Consider the following 24,410-nt stretch of genomic DNA (forward strand, 5'->3'; position numbering starts at 1 on the left):
CATTCTCTGCAATCAAAGCCTTGTCTAAAAGCCTTTAGATTCTCACTGAGTGAGCAATAATTTAATGTGATTGGTATAATAAAATAATATGATAGCAAGCCGAAATTATGCAACTTCCAGCCAATATTATCATCGGGTAATACAGCATCACCAGCTGTGCATCTTTGGCGATAAAAGCGAAACCAATACAAATAAAGGTGACGATGAGCTCTAAAAAAATAACCTCACGCTCATCTTTTATATTGCTTGATATCGGCCGAAACAGGCGTTTGAATTTCATAACCGCATCCTTGTCGGTTGAAAACCCTGGCAGTAGCGATAAGCGACTACCAGGGTTGGATTATGCTAGCTGGCCGATGTTGATTTAGCCGCCACATCTTCTACCTGTTGCCATACGCGGATCAGGTTTTGTCCTAAAATTTTAGCAATATCTTCATCGCTGTAACCGCGTTGGATCAGACCTTCAACAAGGTTGGGAAAGGTACTGACGTCTTTTAATCCTGTTGGCAAGCTGTCACCAACACCATCATAATCCGAACCAATACCAACATGATCAATGCCGGCTATCTCAACGGTGCGGTCAATGTGGTCTAACACATCATGAATGGTGGCAAATGGATAAGGATTTTCCAAAAGATACTTTGCTTCAAAGTCTTTAACTTTTTTATCGTCTTCAGCAAGGTTATGCTTGTTTATAAAGGCTGCAATCTGATCCGCTTTCGTTTCATCCCATTGATACGCTTCGTTGGTCAAAAAGTATGAGCCAAAGTTAATTTGAATGACACCACCATTGGCTTTTAATGCTTTTAGCATATCATCGCTCATATTGCGTTCCATGCCAGGGGTGAAATGGCGTAATGATGAGTGTGAAGCAATAACTGGCGCTGTGCTATGTTCCATCACTTGAAAAAATGCCTGATCGCTGACGTGTGAAATATCGATCATCACGCCCATTTCGTTCATCGCTTTAACCAGATCTTTTCCAAATGGGCTTAAGCCTTGCCAGTGTTTATCATCGGAATAGGACGAATCACTAATGTGGTTGCTTTCACTATGAGCCAGCGTGATGTAGCGCACACCACGTTTGTAAAAATGTTCCAGGTTTGCCAAGTCACCTTCAATCGGACTACCGTTTTCCATACCCAATGGCAGTGACACTTTGCCGGCGGCAAAGTTATCCTGAACATCTTTTACGGTATAAGCCAGTCCAAAGTCATTGGGTGCACGACCAACAATGGCTTCAACACGGTCAATCAATAAATCCGCCATTGCTTTGGGGCCATAACGGTGCTCGCCGGGCTCATCTTCCAGTGCCGGCGGCGTATAAATCGACATAAACGCAGCATTTAAGCCACCTTGTTGCGCGCGAGGCAAATCAAATTCACCTTTTTCTGTCGTTTTGGTTACATCTTCATAACGCGCTTCCAGGCGATAGGGGACATCGATATGAGTATCAACAATAAGGTGTTGTTGTGCTAGCTGATTGGCCTTTTCACTGGCCACTATATCTTGAGCCATTTGTTCGGCAGGAGCGTCGCTGCAGGCACTTGCGCTTATTAGCGACAATAAAGAAACAGCTGCAGGTTTCATCCAATTTGCGTTTTTCATTTTTATTTTCCTTGTAAATCAGCTAAACGCGACATTAATAAATACCACGCTTAACAAAATTGGGCAGACGAAGCGGATATAGTTCGCCCATAATGTGATCCATAAACTGTCACCTCGCTTCGCTTCTTCCTGTAGGCGATTGCCGCGACTCCAGAACCAACCCACCACGAGAAAGTAAAACAGGCCCATTATGGGTAACTGGAACGTATTAACCCAGGCAATAATCATCCCAAACAAGGGATCGAAAAAGGCAACCAGGGTCATGCTGGCAATCAATACCACGATGGATACCGCAAACGTTGCTTTATTGCGGGACATGTTTTTATCTTCGACAAGATACGATACAGGGACTTCGGTAGAGGACAGTGTTGAGGTTAATGCCGCCATCGACATCAGTGAGAAAAACACCAGACCAACAACGAGGCCTACGTCACCCATCGCATCAAACAGGTTAGGCAGAATATTAAATATCAACTGTCCTTCGCCGATCAGTACGCCATTATCAAATACTTTCAAGCCATTACTCTGAGCGACAAACAGGGCTGGGATAATCAATAGTCCCGCCAGAAACGCGATCAGAGTATCCAAAGCGGTAATCGAAACCACGAGCTTACCCAGGTTATCGCCTCGTTTAAGGTAGCTACCATAAACCATCATACCGCCAACACCAATTGACAAGGAAAAGAAGGCTTGCCCCATGGCAGAGATAATTAATTTTGGATTGGTAATTTGACTAAAATCCGGTATCAGATACATTTCCAGGCCTTCACTGGCCCCCGGTTGTTGTAAGATGTAAATAATTAAACCGATAAGCATCACAAACAAGGCGGGCATCAAACGCGATGACCAACGTTCAATGCCTTTGTGAATACCCCGGAAAATAATTAATGCGGTTAATACGATAAATATCGGCGTGAAAATAATATTGCGGCCAAGGCTACTGGTTTCCAACCATTGTGATGCACTGTTCAAGCCAAAGAACTCAGAAATCGGTGCCAATGCGTGAGATAGCATCCAGCCTGCAACGATTGAATAAAAGCTGAGCATTAAAATGGCGCCCATTAATCCAAATAGGCCCGCAAATTTCCCGAGTTTTACCGACTTAGAGGCACAGGCTTCTGCTAATGCACCGACCGGGTTTTTTTGGGTTTGGTTACCGATGTACATTTCGGAATAAAGCGCAGGCAGAGCAAGCAATAGTGTCACGATGAGATAGATGAACAGAAACGCACCACCGCCATTGTTTGCCGCTTGTGTGGGAAATCCCCAAATATTACCTAAACCAATGGCGGAGCCAGCGGCTGCCAGAATAAATCCAATACGGGTATGAAATGAATCGCGAACGGTGGTCATAGTTACTTCAATGATTATTCTTATAGACCCATGAGCTTACCGATTTTGTCACGGCGATTGCAAGTGTTTCTGGCGTTCCCCAGAGAAAAGTCTCAGTTTCATTGACATAATTTGCAAGCAAGGGCTGTTTAGGGCGAGCCGAATTGAATTATCCCGCTGGAATGGTGTTCCTTGGATATGCTAATTTATAGGAACATCAACCATTGTTAATGTTATGGGTAAATAAAACTATGTTGCAATATCAGATTGTTCCAGTCACGCCGTTTCAGCAAAATTGCACCTTGATTTGGTGTGATGAGACGATGCAAGGGGCGATAATCGATCCCGGTGGAGAAGTTGAACGATTGCTTAATGTCGCTAAAAAACAAGGGATAACCTTAACGAAGATATTTCTTACCCATGCGCACCTGGATCATGCCGGTGGAACCGAAGAGCTTGCCCGGCGCGCGAACCTCAAGATTGAAGGCCCTCATCAGGACGATCAGTTTTGGATTGATCTATTTCCTGAACAGGTGCAACGTTTCGGATTCGCACCGGTCAATGCCTTTGTCACCAATCGCTGGCTGGACGATGGTGATAGCGTGACCATAGGACATGAAACGTTAGAAGTGTATTTTTGCCCGGGTCACACGCCAGGGCATGTGATTTTTTTCCATCGCCAACGCAAACTTGCCCAGGTTGGTGATGTGTTATTCAGAGGTTCTATTGGTCGAACCGATTTTCCCCGTGGCAATCAGCAGCAACTCATAGAGTCGATCAAAACCAAATTATGGCCTCTGGGCGATGATGTACAGTTTATACCGGGCCACGGGCCAATGGGGACATTTGGTGAAGAACGCGCATCTAACCCTTTTGTGGGGGAGGGAGTAAGATAGAGTTTTGCTACAGAGGGCAGACAACGCATGTTGAAGCACATAACTGATCAGGCAATTCGAGCAATTGTTGTCCATACTTAGTGTTTAACGTTTTTTCAGTATTGCTATGCAGATCACGCAATTAAGTCATCCTCTGGTTCGTCACAAACTGGGATTGTTGCGCAATAAAAACATATCGACACAGAAGTTTCGCCAATTGGTTACGGAACTGTCGATAATGCTCACCTATGAAGCCAGTCGTCATGTAGCAACCGAGTACCATTCCGTTTCCGCGTGGTGTGGGGACGTCGAAGTTGAAACGATTAGCGGTAAAAAGCCCACGGTGGTGCCGGTGCTCCGTGCAGGTATGGGCATGCTCGACGGGTTGCTCACTCTGGTGCCTAATGCGCGGATATCGGTGGTCGGTATGTATCGGAATCATCAAACATTTGAGCCGGTGATTTACTTTGAAAAGCTTGTCACAGAGCTGGCTCAACGAATGGTTTACATTATCGACCCTATGCTCGCCACGGGTGGTACGTTAATCGCAACCATAGACACTTTAAAGCAGCAGGGCGCCAAACACATTGTGGTGTTGGTCCTTGTGGCGTCTCCAGAGGGCCTCGAACGGCTGGCAAAGCACCACCCAGACATTCGCTTGTACACCGCTTCTATTGATGAGCATTTGGATAACAATGGCTACATTATCCCTGGCCTTGGCGACGCTGGCGATCGCTTGTTTGGCACGCGTTCACGCTCGCCTTAGGCGTTTAGGTCGGTAAGGAAGCCGCAATAGCGGCTTCTCTGACTGGACTCTATTTACCGCTGACAATAACCTGAACTTTGCCAGTCAGTGGCGGATAACTTCCGGAAATATCGATGATCTCAATGCTATCATCAATGCGATATTGGCTTGAAACCCGTTTATTAAGAAATTCGTTGGTATCATCGGCACCAAATGAGTGAGCGAACCGATTAATGTCTATACCGTTGCAGCTTAGGGTGTGACTGAGTAGACGATAGTTGCCGTCGAAAGCTTTACGGGTGTTTGATTTCACTGCTGAAACATCATTACTGGCAGCTGCGATGCAGGTTTTGGTAGCAATGGAGCTGTCTTTTGCGACAAATTCAAACTCGGTTGCCGTGTTGTTAGCTGGTTTGGCTACAACAATGCTCGCCGGAATCGCACACATTATAAAGGCAGTTATCAGTTTGGTCGGTTTCATCGGAGCTTCTCCTCTTTTGAGACACTTATGAGTCACTTGTCACCCTCAATGGGGCAACACTGAAATTCTAGAGAAGATACGGGGGAAAAGCGTTAACAGACTACGTCCATATGTTACAAAATAAGTATGCAACAATATAATTCATGTGGTTTCGGGTGATCTATTTAATAACTCATTGAAAAATCAGGTAAACAATGGGGTTGGTTAAGGTTGGATAAGTTGTATGGATGAGCATAAATACGCCATATTTATGCGAAGTTGCAATTGGCAGTATCGAACGTTTCACTCATGCATTAGCCAATGCTATCGCGGACTTTGACTTTATTGTTGGTATCGCGACTGGCTCTGATTAATGCATCACCTTGATTTCTATTAAGATCTTTAGCTAAACGATCGTATAACAATACGTTTACCGATGCAGCGAGATTCATGCAACCTTTGGTAGGCACATAAACAACGGCATCTGCAGCATCAATAACCGTTTGCTCTATCGTACCGTCTTCCGGACCAAACACATAATAAGCCTGTTCGGGGTGTTCAAAATCCGGTAAGGGGATCGCGCCTTCAACTAAATCAACACAAACAAGCTTGGCGCCTTCAGGTTTTGCCTGCAACAAACAATTAGCTTGCTGCAGGGGAATATTCTGACTGACATTTTTGGTGTCGGTATGGAATTTGGACGCGTAATCGTAGCGTGAGCCACTGTAAAATATTTGCCCGGCCTGATAGCAACCCGCAGCGCGCAATACTGCGCCGACATTTGCCGGACTTTTCGGGTTGGTTAAACCAATACTGACTTTGCTCACGTAGCGACTCTCTGTTGACAAGGATTGTTGGCGAAAAATAGCGATGCTATTTAGTCTTCGACTTTAACTGCCCAAACATCGTGAGCATCGGCATGAATTACCTGAGCCCAGATTTTATCGCCCGGTTTTACGTCAAATTCGTCACTCAAATAAACCAGACCATCGATTTCCGGTGCATCCATATAGGTTCGACCGATAGCGCCTTCGGCGTTAACTTCATCAATCAGCACCTGATACTCATTACCAATACGTTGTTGTAGCTTCGCCGCACTAATCTCAGATTGGACTTCCATAAAACGTTGTAATCGCTGCTGCTTGGTTTCTTCATCAATTTGATCCGGTAACTCATTTGCCGTAGCGCCCTCTACCGGCGAATAGGCAAAGGCACCGACGCGATCGAGCTGAGCTTCTCGTAAAAATTCCAACAATTCTTCGAATTCTTCTTCGGTTTCCCCTGGAAAGCCGACAATAAATGTAGAACGAATGACGAGCTCAGGACAGATGTCGCGCCATTTTTTAATGCGCTCTAAGGTACGGTCGGCATTGCCCGGTCGCTTCATTAATTTCAATATACGCTTGCTGGCATGCTGAAACGGAATATCCAGATAAGGTAAAATGTTACCTTGTGCCATTAATGGAATGACATCATCGACATGCGGGTAGGGGTATACATAGTGCAAGCGCACCCAGATGCCCATTTTTCCGAGCTCTTCACAAAGTTTTAGCATGCTGGTTTTCACTGGCATACCGTCCCAAAAATCGGTTTTGTGTTTGACGTCAACACCATAAGCAGACGTATCCTGTGAGATAACCAGCAGCTCTTTTACTCCGGCATTGGCAAGGCGTTTGGCTTCGCTCAATACATCGCCTATCGGGCGAGAATCTAAATCCCCGCGCATCGATGGAATAATGCAGAAGGTACAGCGATGGTTACAACCTTCCGATATTTTTAAGTATGCGAAATGTTTAGGGGTTAATTTAACACCGTGATCCGGCACCAAATCGACAAACGGGTTATGTGCCGGTTTTTCGACATGTTGGTGCACCTGATTTAGCACTTCTTCATAGGCATGAGGCCCGGTAACGCCTAAAACGTTCGGGTGAATCTCAGTAATTTCGTCTTCCTTCGCACCCAGACAACCAGTTACCAGAACTTTGCCGTTTTCTTTGAGCGCTTCACCAATGGTATCGAGAGATTCCTGCACCGCAGAATCGATAAAACCGCAAGTATTTACGATAACCAAATCCGCATCATCGTAGCTTGGCACGACGTCATAACCTTCAGTGCGCAACTGGGTTAAAATTCGCTCGGAGTCAACCAGGTTTTTAGGACAACCAAGACTGACAAAGCCGACCTTTGAATTACTATCCTTAGACTTGGATATCGTATTCTTGGCTTGTTCGGCAATCACTTTATTGGGAGTCTCAAGCGTGGTTGTTTGTTTGATTTCTGCTTTCGCGTTGTCCGCAGGATCAAAAGTATTGACTGACATAATCCGCCTTTGTTTCGTGCTCAGTAAAGCTGCTAGCATCTAACTTAATGAACGACTAGCAATAATAATTGGCGGATTATACAAGAACGGCTGGTCAATGTCTGGTTAAAAAGTGTATGCGGGTATCAGCGATTGAGCTGAAACAATAGGCCTTGATTGTCCATGCATCAATGTTTACTTTAAGTAATTGTGTTTTGCTCCTTCATTTTTGCTGAACTGCGCCGTACACATCGAGAATATTGTTAATCCGTTATTGAAAATGTAATGCAACCAGATTCTATGGTTGGTGCATTCGGGGAGGCATTAGGATAACTGTTGCCATAAAAGCTTACGCCAACGATATGAGTACCGCTTATTTCGCCTGCGTCAAGAGAACCTGTTAAAGTATGATTTCCTCCGCCAGCAAGGTAAGACTCTCCACTTGCGGTCCATGACCAGATATGCGCGTAACTGTCATCGGAGCTCCAATTTAAGGTATATTTTTTCGCTTCTTCTACTGTAAAGATGAAATATTTCCATACGCCTAATCGATTACCGTTGCCTTCAATTGTATCATTCAAACAAGCTGTAACTTCTTGGTTAGCTTCAATGTCGGTATAAATTGGCAGATATGTATGAGTGAGCAAGTTTTTGGATATCAAAGGTGCATCGCCGTATGTTTCACCTGTCCCCCATTCATCAGTAGCGCTAATCCCTTTACTCAGTAAGTAATCACGATATAGTTCTGTGCTGATCCCATTTCGTTTAAACGCGTGACCAATAAAGCTATGAAGTGAAATTAGTGCATCACTCGAACGCATATCATCGTGCATGATATCTAAAACAAAATTACTGCTTGATGGTGGGATGCCATAATCTCCATCACCTTCTGTGAAGGTTTTTAATACGTGAGAATTGACCGTTTCATAGTACCAACCACGATTATATCTTTCATTGATATGCGAAAAAATATTCAATTTGGAAGCTCTCGAATTGTACTTGCCATCGGCGTCTAGAATGAATTCGCTGCCGGTCATCAGCCAAGCGAAGTAACTTGAAAAACCTTCCGCAAAGGCCGGGCGTATGTCCATCACACTTTGAACTGTATGATGCCCCCCGATGGTTTCATTTCTAGTCAGGTTCGCTAAAACAAAATGCCCTAATTCGTGAGCAATAATGGTGCGATCGTATTCGTCAATATTGATATCTTTATCGGAGCGCACGAATACGCCATTGTCGCTGAATGCTGCAAATGCCGATGTTTCTATTTGTCCGAGCCACCAGACACCATCAATTGCGATATTGTTTTCATTCCAAAAGATAGTTAGTGCAGGTAGTTGGATATTCTCTCGCCAATTAAACAACAGCGATTGCATTTCCCAGGCCTGATCCAGCAATGCAAATACAGGAGCCGTGCGACCATCTTCGTATTGTTGCGTCGATCTATTCCAGTTCAATTCTGCCTTAAAGTTAAACTCAGTTTGCGCTTCCGTAATCATTTGTTCCTTAAACACGGGGTAGCGATACACTGTCGTATCTCCATAATTACGATTACTCTCGCTAGCAGTCATATTGTCACGCACACTAACGTAATTTTTATGGGAAATATCTGTGCCTAGTTCAGCTACAATATCGACAGAATAGATACCGGTTTCCCTGACCTTAAATTCATAATAGCCTTGTTCATTTGTATGCACTGTGGCAACAACAGCTTCCGTTTCATCGAGTAAATACACTGATGCGCCACGGATGGGCTTATCATGAATACCATCATAGTCATAGCCATCTTCATCCACTGTAACATTTTCATAGAGCGCCATTCCTGAAATTATTAACTTAGGTGCTAACAATGCCAGTGTTAACGTATCGGAAGCCGATGCCCCTTGGTTATCGGTAACCACCAAAGTAATGGTAATTTCATCTGAACTATTTGTAGCAGGTGCTGTAAAGGAGGTATTTAAGCTGTTGGGATGAGAAAACGTGCCGATATCTGATTGCCATTCGATCTTAGTAATGGAACCGTCACTATCACTAGCTTCGGCAACCAATTCAATTACTTCATTTAAATCGATTTCTGTGTAGGTACTTAGTATAACTGTCGAAGGAGTCACATTAGTGGGGGAGTCAACTACTGAACTTCGCTCTGAATCTCCAGAGTTAGAACCTCCGCCGCAGGCTGCAAGTGTTAAGATTGTTATGCCGAATATTAAACTTCGGATAACATTGTAGATATTCATCATATTCAGATGCTCCGTATCTCTGCTTTCAGTCCATTGTTGATGACATTGCACGAAATTTGTTCGTTATTGGCTTTCATCATATAAAAAATTTACAGAATGATAAAGTGACTCCGGCTCAGCACGAAATTCTATGGTTATCGAATTGTTAACTCTACTAGCGTCTTGACTACTTAAGGGGTTAACCAAATTCTCGGAATTTAAGATCATTCTTTCTCTCAGGAATGTGATCTTTTGCAGTCGTGTTCAACTGTTACGGCGGTTATTTAAGAAAGTGGGTAACTAAAGGACGTGTGCAGCTGCCTGGACTGAGCAAACTTGGCTTTATTGTTCGGATTTTTATCAATTGACTAACAACCTTCATAAAATCATTCGGTTACAAAAATAACCAAACCTGAAGACTGTCAGTGGAATTTGCAGCGAATATACCAATTGCATTGACTTCGATAACTAAAGTCTTGAATTTAAACAGTTTTTCTTTGTTGGTACTAATTATGCTCGGTGTCTGCAGATTTAACTAAGCAATTTAAATCTAATTTTTGTAAATCAACTCTTTAAAAGGGTCAAAAAATGAATATGTTTAAAGCCGTTTTTGCAGGAGTAGTTTTATTAATTAGTGGTTTTGCTTCTGCTGGTGAGATTGTGGATATTAAGGAGCATGCCAATAACACCGAAACTGAATACTTTGTCGACTTCGATAGTAATAAATACATGTCGCCTTATTATCGAAATGGGTCGCAGGACTGGGAATGGATGCATAGTGCTATAGCTGGCACATTTTCGAATATATTCCTGGATATATCAGCTTTCGATGTTGATTTCGGTGTTGGTGAATATGACGAAATCTATGTCTTTAATGGCGTTTCCTGGGTCAGCTTAGGTTACCTGGAAGGTTTTGATGATCAATGGGTGTTTACCCGTTTTGATTTATCGGGGTACGAATGGGCGAACGAGCAGGTCAATGCCGGGCTAAAGGTAAGGGTCGATATCGATGCGTCTGAAGATGATTGGTTAGTAACGATGGGGAAATCGATTTTAACCTTAGGTGATAGAATCGTCGATGATGTTAGTGGTTGTGTTCCTACTCCAGGTGTTCCCTGTACTTCGGTACCGGAATCACCAACTCTGGCAATCTTAGGGTTGGCATGTCTTGGCATAGTCATACGTAGGTTTAATAGGGATTAAATTGCATTAAGCTGAAAACTAAAAAAGCACCTGTTTAAGGTGCTTTTTTCTATTAGAGATACAGGCTTAGGATTGACATTAATCGTGGCTGTTATCCAACTGATAAAAGGTCGCCTGAACAAAGTCGTTATCTTCGCCGGTATTGTTCTGGTTATAAACCCCAGCTTTAAAGTACATGTACTGGCTGCTTTTGTTGTAACCACTTTTGCTCATATCTACTTCCTGCACCACATCTTCCTTGCCTGGACGAATAATGGTAACGGTTAATAGATCGCCATTGGCTTCAATGCGGTAGCTGAAAACTTCATCGAGTAAGACGCCGTCTTCGTCATTTTTCGCATTACTCGCTCTGGAACCTATCATGTCATACCATTGATCATCGCCATCTAAGGGCTCGTGAGCAATATAAATGGCACCATGGGTATTATTAGGAAGCTTGCGATAATATAACCGTACGGGTTCGTCATCTTTGGCATGAATCTGACCGATAATAACCCGGCCGACTTGCTTAGCGTCACCGGTAGTGGTGACGTGATTCACCGCTAACGTCGCTTCTAAAACGCCATCAACACCGCCCGCCTTCTTGCGAACTCGTCGTTTGTTCGAACTAAATACCCAGTTATTTTTGGTAATGCCTTTTACGGCAATACTGTTGTCACCAGCGCGTAGCATTTCTCTGAGTTCAGCCCGTGTGTAACTAGTGTTCTTCGATGTTTTCGGGCCTTTTACTGGCGCCGCAAATACCATACCGCCATCTGCAGCCGTATAGAATATTGGTTCTACCGATAATCCTTTCGATAAATAGGTTTCTGGCACATTGTCAGCAATACCATCTTCATTAGTATCGATTGGCAGACTAATGCTCCAGTCGCTTAAATCAAAATTTTGTGAAGGTTTTTTGTTAGGATCCAAGGTTATTACTTCACCACGGCTATTAGTGATGGGCTCAGCGTGAGCTAGTCCAACACCTGTTGAAGCTACACATATAATGCTTAGAACCAGATTATTGATAAATGTTAGTCGAGACATGGACGACAGACCTCTTAACATGAAAATACGAACAGGGAGGGAAAAGGGAAAGTAGCCAGTGTACGGGGAGCACTGACTACTTCGATACTTATACCAATTACGACTGACTCATCATTTATGCCAGCCGCACTTGGTATTTTAGGCTTACTAGTCGTTGGCAGTCCAGGTAGAGTTAGGACCAACCTGATTTTCTTCGATTAGCTGAAGCTTAGATGTATCCGCACCAATGCCAGCGTCAACACCTTGACCACTTACCAAACCATCAGCGTTAGCAGCGGTTAAATCTGCGTCATCTAACGCACCAGAAGTGGTATGAATGTTGATTGAACCACCATCGGTTACGTCTTTTGCGTATACGTGGTTGTCGGCGTACGTAAGCGTATCAACGTCACAACTTGAACTATCAAACTTCAAAGATAAAACACCTTTAGACGATTCTGCGTTGCTGTTACCAGTCACGTTAGCAATCAGGTTTTTCTCAAAGTTAAGGCTAGGGCGCTCGTTAGCGGCACAGTCTTTCTCATCAAAGTTAATACCTTCACGAGCATTGAATACCGTGTTACCGATTACTTGTGAAATCAACACGCTTGGGTCGCCAGCATTATCCGCGATAATCGTCTGGTTAGAGGTATCGTCTGTTTTATCGGTGTGGATAAAGATAGCACCACGACCACCAGATGTCGTTCTAACATTGGATACATAGTTGTTTGAGATAGTGTGACCCATGGATACAAAGGCAATACCACCATCGTCGCTGTCATCACCCGTTGGGATAATCACGTTGTTTGAGACGGTGCTAAAACCACCGTTTTCAACAGAAATCATACCAGTAGAGTTAACAATCGTGTTACCCATGATAGTTGTTGCACTTGATTGGATTTTCATCAAACGTTCATCGATTTCAACGCCATCGAAACGGTTGTATTGAACGGTATGGTTGTTCATCAACGTGGCATCGTTACCGGTAGAACGACCTACCTGAATGACATATGCACCACTTTTACGATCGCTAGATTCGGTTGGCATGTCTTTGAACAGGTTATACTGAATCGTTGTATTTACCTTTTCACCTTCTTTTTGGTCGGTGTAGATAGAGATAGCGCCACTCTTATCAATACTGCTGTTCAAGCCAGTAAATAAGTTACGCTCGATGATGTTGTCTTCGCCTTTAACTTCAATCAGGTTAAAACCAACGGTACCAGCATAGCCATCAAACGTGCTGTTGCGGACAATTACCGCTTCGCCGTCTAATTTGATCATTGCATCACTGGTGCTTGAACCATCACAGGTTGAGCTTGGAATTGAAATGGTATTTTTAAAAGTTAAGCCGTCGATGATTGTACCTGTGCCTTTAATTTCAAGACAGGTATTACCGCTGATTTCTGCGGTACTGCTCATCGTGCGAGTTAGTACTAAACCATCTACATCGATTGTAAGTGGCGCCATATCGGTATAATCACCACCGCTGGCACTCGCTAATGCTATCCAGTCATTTTCGCTGGCCGTATCAACTGCAGCGATTAATTCTTCTTCATTTTTAACAATGGCAGAATAAACACGATCACCGGTGTCGGCCATCAGCGCCTCAGCAGCGCCGTCACCATCGGTATAGGTTGCTTTTACAGAAATGACTTTTCCTAATTCTGCTGCCGTTAGCATGTAATCTTCACTTGCTGCGCCCGCGATGACCATATCATCGGCCATCCACACATAAGTGATGTCACCATCAATACCATTAACATCGGATACATCAGCATTTAAAGTCTGACCAACAAGCGCGTCACCGGAAAGAACAATGGTGCCCGCTTGCGGAGGAATAACGTCGGGTTTTTCGGCTATTGCCGCGGTTGGGGCAGATGTAACGGATTCTTCAAAGCCGTCGTTATCTACATAATCAACAGTAACGGTAATGGTTTTACCGACTTGGTCATCGGTTAGTTGGAATGTCGATTCATCAGAGCCAATGCTTTCACTACCGTCAGCCATCCAGCTATAGGAAATGTTGCTAGGATCTACGCCATTGTCGTCCATTAGATTTGCGGTGATAACCTGACCAGACTCCAGCGTACCAGTAATGGTAACGGTACCAGGCATGTTAGTTGCAGGAACTTCAACGGCCGCGCTCTCAGTGGAGCGGAAGGATTCGTCATAGCCATCGTTATCAGTATAAGCAACGGAGACAGAAATTTTTTCACCGGCTTCGGCATTGGTAAGAAGGTAAGAGCTGGAAGCAGCGCCTGAGATTACCATATCACCTGCCATCCAGGTATAGCTGATATTGCCTTCATCAACACCATTACCATCGGTAACAGCAGCAGATAAAGTCGAGCCTACTAATGCGTCCCCAGACAACGCGACTGTACCAAGCGAATTACCATTGCTATCTGATACAACACTGTCGTTACAGGCAGTCAAGGCCAATATGGCCGATGATGCCATCAACACTTTTATTTTCATTTTGGTTATTCCCACTTTTATTATTAATGGTTTTATAGATTTCGTAGAAAAGTAATCTTCCAAGAAAGACTGCTGTTGATATTCTCAACATCTCACCAATCTGTCAAGCCAATAAGCGATCAAATATGACCCGTTTTTTATTTTTGGTAAGGCCAATTTTTTGGTAGGGGCAGGGGCAGTCGGTAAAGGGCGTGATAAATCAAGGGGTCAGCGCCCGATAGCAGGGAAGTATGGCAGGATAAACCTAGTGTAGTCAGTCCTGCACACTAGCTTTATTCGTGGGTATTATCTATGCGATAGAAGGTGGCTTCTACCGTATCTTTTCGGTCTCCGGTATTATTTTGGTTGTAAACGCCGGCTTTAAAATACATATATTGTCCACCTTGGTCATATCCACTGTCGGTCATATCGATCACCTGTTCAAGATCCTCTTTACCATCTCGAGTCAGAGTAAACGTTAGTTCGTTACCAACCACTTTGATTCGGTAGGCGAAGCGTTCGCCCAAGGCAATGCCGTTAACCGGGTTTTCAGCACTCTGTGAGCGGTTACCCAAAACCTCAAAATAGTTATCGTCCCCATCAAGAAATTCGTGCGCTAAATAAATAGAGCCTAAATCATTACCCGGGAGCTTACGATAATATACCCGGATTGGCTCATCATCATTGGCGTGGATTTGACCAATAATGACGCGACCTACCTGCCATTGCTCGCCTGTCGTCGTCACCTGATTGACTTTTAACTCTGCAATTAATACGCCGTCTATGCCTCCAGCCTGCTCAAGGTCGCTATCTGGGGCCGAAGAAAACACCCAGTTATTGGCATTGACACCCTGGGTTTTTATCGAAGTATCGCCGCGTCTTAGCATTTCTCGAAGTTCGGTTCTTGTATATTTGGTATTCGCTGAAGTCCTTGCTCCGCTTACCGGCGCTCGAAAAACCAATCCTCCATCAGAATCTGGAAAGAAAAATTCTTCATGAAAATAGCCGTCGGCGAGTTCGTTTTCGGAAATGCTTTGGGCTTTTGAATAAATTGTCTCGTCTACCGGAATACTGAGGTACCAATCAACAAGTTCAATTTGTGGTTCGTTGTCGGACACGCAACCAAAACTTTCGACTTCAACCACGCCATGTTGGTCATCGATGGAATTCCCTGCGACGACGAGCCTTATATACTGCGCAGTGGATTCAGCCACAGGTACGAATTCTGAACGAGTTTTCAGCGGGTTGCTTGTGGTAGGAGCCAATACCGAAACCCATTGTTCCTTATCCTGCGACGTGTAGGCTTCAAAGGTATAACTGCGTTGATCCGGATTTGCCCAGGCAATTGACAAACCTTTTACCAAAGATGTTTGAGCTAACGTTAGAACTAACGCTTGACCATCCCCTTGCACCTGCCATTGTGATGATTCAATAAAACGTCCATCGATGGTGTTTTTGGGTAAATAGGCGTCCATAGCGGTATCAGAGCTTGCGTCAGTCATGGCTAATCGCGTCAATGGCGCACAACTTATTTCTGGTTCAATAACGACCGGAGCCTGTTGCTCTGGGACTTCTGGGGCTTCTGGACTGGATGAGGAATTACATCCAATCACCAGGTGGCTACATAAGGCTATAACAGCTAGCTGAGAGAATCGTTCCATGGTTTTGTTCTAAATGATTAGGTTGTGAATAACTTACCAATATTGGTGGTGATGTAAAACAAAAAAATGTAATTGGTAATGTTTTTTATTTGTAGTTGTTTGCACTTTGGTGATTGTGAACCATTTCCCAGCATCAACTCTAGAGTTTTTCGTGAATTCCAAATAGCGGCGCTCAATCCCCCCAAACCCTTTGTTTTGTCATGCTGCGTTCATAATTCTTGCCGAATTACTCATGACTTCGTGGTTTTAAATGGTGTCTTTAATGAAAGTTTACATATAAACTTACATAATCTTGGCTTAAGTCTATAACTTGCAGATTTTAGTAAAGATAAAAAATTAGAGTAATAAAGCGATTGGGAGAGAACAGCCGTGACTGAAAAAGTTTTATTAAATATCGATGGCCATGGTCACGATCTGAACAGTAACCGTGCAATAAGAGCGTTAATTGTTGATCATTTTCAACACCATAAAAAACAATTGCACGAGTTTATGTCCCGTGTCTGTCAGTTATATGACTTAAGAGCCTTGGTATCTACGGATAGCTTAACCATATCAAAGGTTGACCTTGACCAGGATAAAGGGGCGATTATGGTCGATTATTCGTGGTCCACCCATTATGGTTGTGATGGTTATAGTCGAGAAAAGGTTATGCATGAGCGTTGGCCGTTTGAGGTCCGGAACAACAATATAGTTTTCGAAATGCATATGCCGGAATTGCACGTTCACCACGAATTATAAAACGACATTAGCTCAAATTCATTCGCTGCGTTAGTGGTTGGCGCAGCGATTTTGTCTGAATTTGCGGATTTTTTGTTGTAATAATACATTTAGCTTTTAGTTTGATGTTGGTTTACACCTTGCCAATCCCCCTGCAGCATTACAATGCTTTTTTCTTTTTAAAACGCTCTTCAATGATCTGTTTCTGATACGTTTCCAGCATTACATAGTATTGATTAATAAATGGACCAAGCTCATTGCTGATATTTATGTCGCGAAGTAATTCGATATTAAATGGGCAGGTTTGGATCAGTAAACGAATATCATCCAAAAAGTTTGGGTTGATGCCGCGCAACCCTTGTTGAAATAACGTTTCGGCAAATGTCGTTGGGGTGACAAAATAGTAATCATCCAGTGGCGGTGAGACATAAAGCTCCTCAAATCCTGATTGGGCCAGTATGTGCTTAGGTTTTGGGAAATGTAGGCGTATATTGTTTTTGCACAATAACTTTCCGCTTGTTTGTTTGAACCCCTGTGCCTGAAAAAATTCAATTAGGGTTTGGCGCTGACCCTGGGATAATATGTCATAGTCGTTACGAACAAAGAAGTTATCATCATAAATGGTGAGTAAAGGTAATGATGGTAAATGAAATATATGCCTGTTCATCTTGATTTTGTCGATGTCTAAAGTCATTACACAATCCTACTTAACCACTTGGTATATAACATTAAACGTCTTGTAAGAATATTCGATCACCATACCTGTGTATAGATTGTATTTGCGTAGCCGTGTTTTAATCTTCTGGGGACTGCGGTGAAAAATATCAAAAAGTACGCTGTGTTAAAAGCGTGAAAATCTTGTAGGTTAGGGGAACCACCCTGATAAAGTGTCGCCTTTCGGGTCAATTTGGGCAAAATGATAAAGTCCACGCGTTTTGCAACCAATGCTGTAATGGTCGTTAACGAAACGACACTGGTTCAGCTATCGAATACGACCTGACCGCATCAACTCCGATTTTCTTTGTGGAATATGGGGTTGCTTGTCTATGGGTGCGTTAACCATTTGAAATCAATGGTTTTTATATGGCTTTATGGCGTTAAGATAAACGATTTTACGTTTATAAATGTAATTAACATCAACGATTTAGCCATAAAAAAAGACCCAAAAGCCTTTTGACAGATCGAAGCTAATGGGTCCAGGGAGAATCGTTAAACTTAATCTAAGTATGGTCGAGAAATTTTATTTAGCACAATTTTTTGTCAGTTTTTTTTACAATTATTTTACTTTTTACGGTTAGAGTTTTTTCTTTTATTAAGCGCTGTTTTATTTGTCATTAGAGCCTTTAATTCTTGACACTTAATTGACTTGCTGTCATTTTAAACGCATGTTTTATTTTGGCCTGAGATGTGATGGATACGAAAACAAAAATTCTTAATGCCGCGGAAAATTTATTTGCCGACAAGGGCTTTACTGGCACTTCCTTACGAGAAATTACCAGTGCAGCGGAAGTGAATCTGGCTGCTGTTAATTATCATTTCGGTTCCAAAAAAGAATTAATTAAAGCGTTGATGAAACGTTACCTGGATGTATTGAGTCCAGAGCTTGAAGGATCACTATTAGCGGTAATGGAGGAAAATGACGATCTAAGCCTGGAACAGGTCTTTGAAGCATTTGTTGAACCTCTGCTTACGCTAAATACGTTAAAAGAGCAGGGCACCAGCAATTTTCTCCAGTTACTCGGTCATTCGTATACCGATTCTCAAGGGTTTCTTCGCTGGTTCATCACCACGAATTATCCCGGCATTATCGACAATTTCGTTATTGCCGTACATAAGGCCTATCCAGAACTATCTTCAGAAGACATGTTTTGGCGGTTGCACTTTACGATGGGAACCGCAGTATTTGCGATGTCATCGACTTCAGCCTTGATCGATATTGCTGAAAACGATTTTAATACCGAAGTTGATATTGAAGGTGTCATACGACGTCTGATACCTTATGTCGCATCGGGCGTGGGTGCTAAAACTCATTAATCACTATCGATGATATAACCATTTTTTTGTTTTCCAAGTTTCTTATCCTAAGGAGTAGCCCTTGAGCTGTTTAATGGTTGATGTCGCAGGACTTGAGCTTACCAGTCAAGACCGGGAAATTCTGTCGCACCCAAGCGTTGGTGGCATTATCCTGTTCACTCGTAACTATCAGAACCCAGAACAGTTGTGTCAGTTAACCGCCGATATTCGTTCGGTAAATAGCAATATCCTGATCGCCGTTGATCAGGAGGGTGGCAGAGTTCAGCGGTTTCGTCAGGGGTTTACCAAACTGCCAGCAATGGGGAAAATCCTCGAGCGTAGCCGCCTGGTTCGTAATACCGACGCCAAATCCATTGATTTAGGCAAGGAGCTGGCGACACAAGTTGGTTTTCTAATGGCTACCGAAGTTCAGGGCGCAGGTGTCGATATCAGCTTTGCTCCGGTTCTCGATGTCGATGATATCTCCGATGTGATTGGCGATAGAGGATTTGACGCCCAGCCACAAGTTGTTACTCAGTTAGCTAAGGCGTTTATCAACGGTATGAATCTGGCTGGCATGAAAGCGAGTGGGAAACATTTTCCGGGACATGGCAGTGTTAAAGAAGATTCTCACATCGCTATGCCTGAGGATAAGCGGACTGAGCAAACCATTTTCAACCACGACATGACAGTGTTTAGTGAATTAATTGCGGATGGTCATCTTGGTGCTGTTATGCCGGCTCATGTGATTTATCCAGATGTTGATCACCGGCCTGTCGGTTTCTCTCCGGTGTGGCTAAAGGATATTTTAAGATCGCAGCTGGGCTTTGATGGCGTAATTTTCTCCGATGACTTATCTATGAAAGCGGCAAGTGTAGCGGGCGGTTATATCGAACGTTGTGAAGCGGCCTTGGAAGCAGGCTGTGATATGCTGTTGCTTTGTAACGATCGCTCTGGAGTCGAACAGGTGCTCGATGGTGCCAACTTAGCGGCTGACGGTGCAAGCGAACTTCGCGTGCAAAGCATGTTAAGTGACAATCCTGTGGTGAGTGCTGAAGCATTTCAAAAAAATAAAGCCTGGGTTAAAGCCAGCGAGTTGATCAAAAAGCACTTTTAATAAACTAATAATCAACGATAAAAATAATAATGACAAAGAACACTCTGATAACACTATTTGCGCCACTTGTTTGTGTTGCCTGCTATTTTGGTTTGCTACAGCTTGAGATGGCAAGTGAGCCCGCCCTGACCATAGCCTTAACCTTATTGATTGTTATTTTTTGGGTAACGGAAGTGTTGCCGATACCGGTTACCAGTCTACTTCCATTTGCGCTATTTCCTCTGTTTGGCATTCTTGATCATAAACAAGCAGCTAGCGCTCTTGGAAGCCATGTAATTTTGTTATTGATGGGCGCTTTCATGCTCTCAAAAGCTCTCGAGAAAAGTAATGTTCATGAGCGTTTGGCCGTTTACATGGTAAACCTGGTAGGTGTTTCCAGCGGCCGTCGTCTGGTTATCGGCTTTATGTTGGCCACGGCAATTCTCAGTATGTGGATATCCAATACCGCCACTGTGCTTATCATGTTACCTATGGCGTTAGCGGTGCTATCTCATATCGAAAATCGCCAACTGAAAATCGCCTTAATCCTCGGTATTGCCTATGCGGCGAGTGTTGGTGGGGTTGGTACGTTAATTGGTACACCGCCAAACGTTATCTTTATGGGCATTTATGAACAGTTCACTCAAACCGAGTTCGGTTTTATTGAGTGGATGAAAATTGGTGTACCTGTCGTTCTTATCTCCATTCCTATTATGGGATTGTGGCTAACCCGCAACGTAACATTGGATGAGAAGATTGAAATGCCCCAGCCAGGTAAATGGCGCACCGAAGAAAAACGCACATTAGCGGTATTTGGGTTGACGGCTTTGGCCTGGATCACTCGCAAAGAACCCTTTGGTGGTTGGAGTGGTTTGTTGGATTTACCTCAGGTAGGTGATAGTACGATTGCGCTTGCCGCTGTGGTTATTATGGCGATGATCCCTAATGGTAAAGGCTCGCGATTACTGGACTGGGAAACGGCGAAAACGATTCCGTGGGGCATGTTGTTATTGTTTGCTGGTGGCATTGCTATCGCCAAAGCCTTTGTCGCATCGGGCTTAAGCGATTTACTGGCCTCTGGCTTGGTTGAATTGGCGAATCTTCCGATTTTACTGACCTTACTTTGTATCTGTTTATCGGTTACTTATCTCACCGAAATTACCTCCAATACCGCAACGGCGACCTTATTGATGCCAATATTGGCGTCGGCAGCAATTGCCACAGGTCTGCCTCCCGAAGTGTTAATGATCCCTGCGGCAATCTGTGCCAGTTGTGCCTTCATGTTGCCGGTTGCGACGGCGCCAAATGCCATTGCATTTGGTACCAAGCAGGTGGAGATACTGGATATGGTGAAAGAGGGCGCAGTATTGAGTTTACTGGTTTCCTGTATTGTTGCCTTGTGCTGTTACTGGATTTTGGTCTAGAAGCTACGAAAAGTTTTCTATTGCCTGATTGTTGGTAAAGCTGCTAGTGTATCTCTATACCAATTCCGTTAAATTTTTGCACGACTCAGAGTTAGGGCAGGGGTTCATTAACAACATAGATTTCATTGATATAGCCACTCTATATTAATGGAATCTAGGGCAGTAAATGGGCCACTGATAAACTCCCTATGGGTGAGTTTTAAAGGCGTTTATCCTGCGTTACTGATTTTGGCTGATTTTGACATCGGAACGACCATTCTCTGTAATCAAAGCTTTGTCTAAAAGCCTTTAAATTATCACTGAGTGGGAAAACACTTATTGGAATTGGTATTTTGATTTATGGGGGAATATTATGAAGTTACACGCTAAATATGCTCTTTTAACAGCAATGTTATCTGTTTCATCGCTAACAATGATGTCAGTAGCGGAAGCTGCGCAAATTAAAGCCGTTCGTTGCTCCGGTGGCATTGCCAAGCTGAAAATGGATAAATTCGAAGTTGTCGACCGCTGCGGTACTCCTTTGGATCGTGAAGTGATATCGGCTTTGGATGAAAGAAAGGTAGAGCGCATGGTTTATCGCTTCTCAACGAGTGAAAGCGAACCATTGACTATTTTTACCTTTGAAGAAGGCAAGCTGACGCTTATCGAAAAGAATCCATAATTTGGGAAAGATTGAATATAAAAAAGGAGCCTTAGGGCTCCTTTTTTGTATCGGTAAGCGATACTTTTAAGCTTTGTTTCGGCTAACTAAGCTTATCAGGTGGCTCAGTAAAAACACCGCGAACAGTGCGCTGTAAACACCGTAAACCACAATCATCCACTGCGGCATTGAGTAGCCTAGAAACGACCAGCTGATCTCACCACAATCTCCGGTTGCTTCGAACAGCGCCGGTATCCACTCGTGTAATGGTAACCACTGCGGAAAATTAGGCACGATGTCGCAGCTGAAGAACAGGGAGCCAGCATTAGATTGCATCTCAACGTGTTCGATGGCGATTAACAGTCCCCAAATCGCACTCACGCCCCATATCGAAAACGCTAACGCTCTGCCAATAAAGGCTTTGTTACCCAAGGCTCCGATAATGCCAGCAAACATAACGCCGATAATAGCTACACGTTGGTAGATGCACATAATGCAGGGTTCGAGGCCCATGCCGTACTGAAAATACAGAGCGGTGAGCTCTAGTACCAGTGCTGATAGAGCTAGTAGCCACCAGGATTTAGTGTTTAGTACCCATTGATTTAACGCATTGAACATAGGCTTGTGTCCCTGATTAGTGTCCGTTTGGTTCCGCTAATGGTGTTGTGGTTCCATGATGAATAATCCCCATATCGTAAAACATCTGGGTGTATTCAACTAAGATCCCTGAATAAATCATGATAAAACCAACCAAAGTTAATACCACGGTATAAGGTAATGCCATATAAACCATACGACCATAAGAAAGACGAATCAATGGTGCCAACGCAGAAGTTAACAGGAACAGGAATGCCGCCTGGCCATTTGGTGTCGCAACCGAAGGCAGGTTGGTACCTGTATTGATAGCCACCGCTAACATATCAAATTGGTCACGGGTAATTTGACCAGCAAGCAGTGCCTTTTTCACTTCCGTAATATATACCGTGCCGACAAACACATTATCACTCACCATAGAAAGCACACCATTTGCCAGATAGAACATGACAAGCTGCAAATCTCCCTCGAAGGTCAACACCCAATTGATAACCGGCGTAAATAATTGTTGATCGATGATGACCGCAACGACTGCGAAAAATACCGCAAGCAAAGCGGTAAATGGTAAGGCTTCTTCAAATGCATGACCAATCTGGTGTTCTTCAATCACACCGGTAAACGATGTGGCTAAAATAATAACCGTAAGACCAATAAGCCCGACAGCAGCCAAATGTAAGGCAAGTGCGACCACCAACCAAATTGCGATAACACCTTGCACCACTAATTTGGCATTGTCCAGATGGGTTCTGCGCTTGGTTTCTTGTTGGTCAAATTCAACCAAAATAGTACGCACATTTTCCGGTAATTCGACGCCGTAACTAAAAACCTTGAATTTTTCCACCAAAAAGCAGGTGAGTAGGCCGAAGAAAAATACCGGAATCGTTACCGGTGACATACGAATGGCGAACTCTAAAAATTGCCAACCGGCTTGCTGACCGATAATCAGGTTTTGTGGCTCACCGACTATCGTCATTACGCCGCCAAGTGCGGTACCTACACCAGCATGCATCATAAGGTTACGTAAATAGGCTCTGAATTGTTGTAAATCCTGGCGTGAGTATTCTGGTAAGTTGTGATCTTCGGTATGGTCATGATCGTTGTGGATGACTTTACCGGATGCAACTTTATGGTACACCGTATAAAAGCCTACCGAGACACTAATGATAACGGCGATAACTGTTAGTGCATCAAGAAATGCCGATAGTAGCGCGCTGGAAAAACAGAACAGCAACGATACGGCTATTTTGGAACGTACCTTAGTTAGGATTTTGGTAAATAAGAAAAGCAGCAGGCTCTTCATAAAATAAATACCAGCCACCATGAAAATCAAAAGTAACAACACTTCCATATTTACACTGAGTTCATGATACACCTGGTTTGGGGTAGTCATGCCTATTGCCACCGCTTGAATGGCCAATAAACCGCCGGGTTGCAATGGATAACATTTCAATGCCATCGCAAGGGTAAAAATGAATTCCAGGACCAAGGCCCAACCGGCGACATATGGAGATACGTAAAAGAACAGTAGAGGATTAAGTACTAAGAAACCTATAATTGTTACTTTGTACCATTTTGGCGCTTGCCCGAGAAAATTTCGATACAAAGCGTGGGCAAATGATTGCTGCATTAATAACTTACCTTAAAGAACGACTCTAATTGTTGTTGATGGACTTGAGCTCACCAAGAATTAATCATTATTTTTTACTTGTTTAGCGAACAAGTGATTGCGGCCGTGATAATATCATCGATTAGTTGGCTAAAATACAAATTAACTGCCAAAAAAAACCATAAAATACTAAATAAAGCCAGAGTTACCATGACAAAGGCAAAATGCCGGAGGTTTCCGGGCCCGACGGCCTTGTACCTGGTGCCCTGATATACAAAAATATGCCGCGTACTTGGGGCGAAAATACGGGGATTTTCGTGAAAATGTAATAAACTGGTTAATGTTTGCTGTTTATTTGAGCAGGTTTTGTTTTCATTTATTTATTCATTCAACAAGCTCTTGACATCTTCTGGTACAATCAGTTTATATACAGCAAGTTAGTATTCGCTTTAC

Annotated in this window: 21 protein-coding genes; 8 read left to right on the plus strand and 13 right to left on the minus strand. The window is 43.5% G+C overall.

Features of this window, described 5'->3' with window-relative positions:
* Positions 1–61 precede the first annotated feature (61 nt).
* From ACHUFQ_RS13925 to ACHUFQ_RS13935, 3 genes are all read right to left on the minus strand, one after another.
* Positions 62–280, minus strand: coding sequence for a hypothetical protein (locus ACHUFQ_RS13925; RefSeq protein WP_394176438.1), 219 nt, complete (start codon positions 278–280; stop codon positions 62–64).
* Between the two features lie 65 nt (positions 281–345).
* Positions 346–1,608, minus strand: a complete 1,263-nt coding sequence (locus tag ACHUFQ_RS13930; RefSeq protein ID WP_394176440.1) for a dipeptidase — start codon at positions 1,606–1,608, stop codon at positions 346–348.
* A gap of 18 nt (positions 1,609–1,626) precedes the next feature.
* Positions 1,627–2,961 carry a sodium-dependent transporter gene (locus ACHUFQ_RS13935; RefSeq protein ID WP_394176442.1) on the minus strand — a complete coding sequence of 445 codons (1,335 nt, stop codon included), beginning with the start codon at positions 2,959–2,961 and terminating at the stop codon, positions 1,627–1,629.
* Between the two features lie 233 nt (positions 2,962–3,194).
* Between ACHUFQ_RS13935 and ACHUFQ_RS13940 the strand changes: the two genes are divergently transcribed.
* A complete protein-coding gene (locus ACHUFQ_RS13940; protein ID WP_394176478.1) occupies positions 3,195–3,836 on the plus strand; it encodes an MBL fold metallo-hydrolase in 642 nt (213 codons plus the stop codon).
* A gap of 106 nt (positions 3,837–3,942) precedes the next feature.
* A complete protein-coding gene (gene upp / locus ACHUFQ_RS13945; RefSeq protein ID WP_394176444.1) occupies positions 3,943–4,581 on the plus strand; it encodes a uracil phosphoribosyltransferase in 639 nt (212 codons plus the stop codon).
* A 49-nt stretch (positions 4,582–4,630) separates the two neighbouring features.
* Here the strand turns inward: upp and ACHUFQ_RS13950 are convergent, their stop codons facing one another.
* The 4 genes from ACHUFQ_RS13950 to ACHUFQ_RS13965 form a co-directional block, all read right to left on the minus strand.
* Positions 4,631–5,041, minus strand: coding sequence for a DUF3718 domain-containing protein (locus ACHUFQ_RS13950; protein WP_394176446.1), 411 nt, complete (start codon positions 5,039–5,041; stop codon positions 4,631–4,633).
* 293 nt (positions 5,042–5,334) lie between these two features.
* The gene (locus tag ACHUFQ_RS13955; RefSeq protein WP_394176448.1) at positions 5,335–5,847 is read right to left on the minus strand and encodes an RNA methyltransferase; all 513 of its coding nucleotides are present in this window, start codon (positions 5,845–5,847) and stop codon (positions 5,335–5,337) included.
* A gap of 50 nt (positions 5,848–5,897) precedes the next feature.
* The gene (gene rimO / locus ACHUFQ_RS13960) at positions 5,898–7,340 is read right to left on the minus strand and encodes a 30S ribosomal protein S12 methylthiotransferase RimO (protein ID WP_394176449.1); all 1,443 of its coding nucleotides are present in this window, start codon (positions 7,338–7,340) and stop codon (positions 5,898–5,900) included.
* 242 nt (positions 7,341–7,582) lie between these two features.
* Entirely contained in the window at positions 7,583–9,559 is a 1,977-nt protein-coding gene (locus ACHUFQ_RS13965; RefSeq protein ID WP_394176451.1) for a carboxypeptidase-like regulatory domain-containing protein, read from the minus strand.
* A 567-nt stretch (positions 9,560–10,126) separates the two neighbouring features.
* On the opposite strand from ACHUFQ_RS13965, the gene ACHUFQ_RS13970 reads away from it, so the two are divergent.
* Positions 10,127–10,741 (plus strand): PEP-CTERM sorting domain-containing protein, encoded by a 615-nt coding sequence (locus tag ACHUFQ_RS13970; RefSeq protein WP_394176452.1) that lies wholly within the window; start codon positions 10,127–10,129, stop codon positions 10,739–10,741.
* Between the two features lie 78 nt (positions 10,742–10,819).
* On the opposite strand, the gene ACHUFQ_RS13975 is transcribed toward ACHUFQ_RS13970, so the two are convergent.
* The 3 genes from ACHUFQ_RS13975 to ACHUFQ_RS13985 all read right to left on the minus strand — a co-directional run bounded on the left by ACHUFQ_RS13975 (position 10,820) and on the right by ACHUFQ_RS13985 (position 15,867).
* Entirely contained in the window at positions 10,820–11,770 is a 951-nt protein-coding gene (locus ACHUFQ_RS13975; protein ID WP_394176454.1) for a polysaccharide lyase family 7 protein, read from the minus strand.
* 147 nt (positions 11,771–11,917) lie between these two features.
* The gene (locus tag ACHUFQ_RS13980; protein ID WP_394176456.1) at positions 11,918–14,227 is read right to left on the minus strand and encodes a chondroitinase-B domain-containing protein; all 2,310 of its coding nucleotides are present in this window, start codon (positions 14,225–14,227) and stop codon (positions 11,918–11,920) included.
* 272 nt (positions 14,228–14,499) lie between these two features.
* The gene (locus tag ACHUFQ_RS13985) at positions 14,500–15,867 is read right to left on the minus strand and encodes a polysaccharide lyase family 7 protein (RefSeq protein ID WP_394176458.1); all 1,368 of its coding nucleotides are present in this window, start codon (positions 15,865–15,867) and stop codon (positions 14,500–14,502) included.
* A gap of 369 nt (positions 15,868–16,236) precedes the next feature.
* On the opposite strand from ACHUFQ_RS13985, the gene ACHUFQ_RS13990 reads away from it, so the two are divergent.
* A complete protein-coding gene (locus ACHUFQ_RS13990) occupies positions 16,237–16,605 on the plus strand; it encodes a hypothetical protein (protein WP_394176459.1) in 369 nt (122 codons plus the stop codon).
* 139 nt (positions 16,606–16,744) lie between these two features.
* Here the strand turns inward: ACHUFQ_RS13990 and ACHUFQ_RS13995 are convergent, their stop codons facing one another.
* Positions 16,745–17,278 carry a hypothetical protein gene (locus ACHUFQ_RS13995; protein ID WP_394176461.1) on the minus strand — a complete coding sequence of 178 codons (534 nt, stop codon included), beginning with the start codon at positions 17,276–17,278 and terminating at the stop codon, positions 16,745–16,747.
* Between the two features lie 716 nt (positions 17,279–17,994).
* Here ACHUFQ_RS13995 and ACHUFQ_RS14000 point away from each other — a divergent pair.
* The 4 genes from ACHUFQ_RS14000 to ACHUFQ_RS14015 all read left to right on the plus strand — a co-directional run bounded on the left by ACHUFQ_RS14000 (position 17,995) and on the right by ACHUFQ_RS14015 (position 21,778).
* The gene (locus ACHUFQ_RS14000) at positions 17,995–18,618 is read left to right on the plus strand and encodes a TetR/AcrR family transcriptional regulator (protein ID WP_394176463.1); all 624 of its coding nucleotides are present in this window, start codon (positions 17,995–17,997) and stop codon (positions 18,616–18,618) included.
* A gap of 61 nt (positions 18,619–18,679) precedes the next feature.
* Positions 18,680–19,714, plus strand: a complete 1,035-nt coding sequence (nagZ, locus tag ACHUFQ_RS14005) for a beta-N-acetylhexosaminidase (RefSeq protein ID WP_394176465.1) — start codon at positions 18,680–18,682, stop codon at positions 19,712–19,714.
* A 29-nt stretch (positions 19,715–19,743) separates the two neighbouring features.
* Positions 19,744–21,117, plus strand: a complete 1,374-nt coding sequence (locus tag ACHUFQ_RS14010) for an SLC13 family permease (RefSeq protein ID WP_394176466.1) — start codon at positions 19,744–19,746, stop codon at positions 21,115–21,117.
* 352 nt (positions 21,118–21,469) lie between these two features.
* Positions 21,470–21,778: a DUF2845 domain-containing protein gene (locus tag ACHUFQ_RS14015; RefSeq protein ID WP_394176467.1), complete on the plus strand. Its 309-nt coding sequence runs from the start codon at positions 21,470–21,472 to the stop codon at positions 21,776–21,778.
* Positions 21,779–21,844: 66 nt separating this feature from the next.
* On the opposite strand, the gene dsbB is transcribed toward ACHUFQ_RS14015, so the two are convergent.
* Positions 21,845–22,375 (minus strand): disulfide bond formation protein DsbB, encoded by a 531-nt coding sequence (gene dsbB, locus ACHUFQ_RS14020; protein WP_394176468.1) that lies wholly within the window; start codon positions 22,373–22,375, stop codon positions 21,845–21,847.
* A gap of 16 nt (positions 22,376–22,391) precedes the next feature.
* Positions 22,392–23,978, minus strand: coding sequence for a sodium/proton antiporter NhaB (gene nhaB / locus ACHUFQ_RS14025; RefSeq protein ID WP_394176469.1), 1,587 nt, complete (start codon positions 23,976–23,978; stop codon positions 22,392–22,394).
* Between the last annotated feature and the right edge of the window lie 432 nt (positions 23,979–24,410).

Origin of the sequence: Thalassotalea litorea, assembly GCF_043642205.1 — a bacterium.
Classification (GTDB): domain Bacteria; phylum Pseudomonadota; class Gammaproteobacteria; order Enterobacterales; family Alteromonadaceae; genus Thalassotalea_A; species Thalassotalea_A litorea.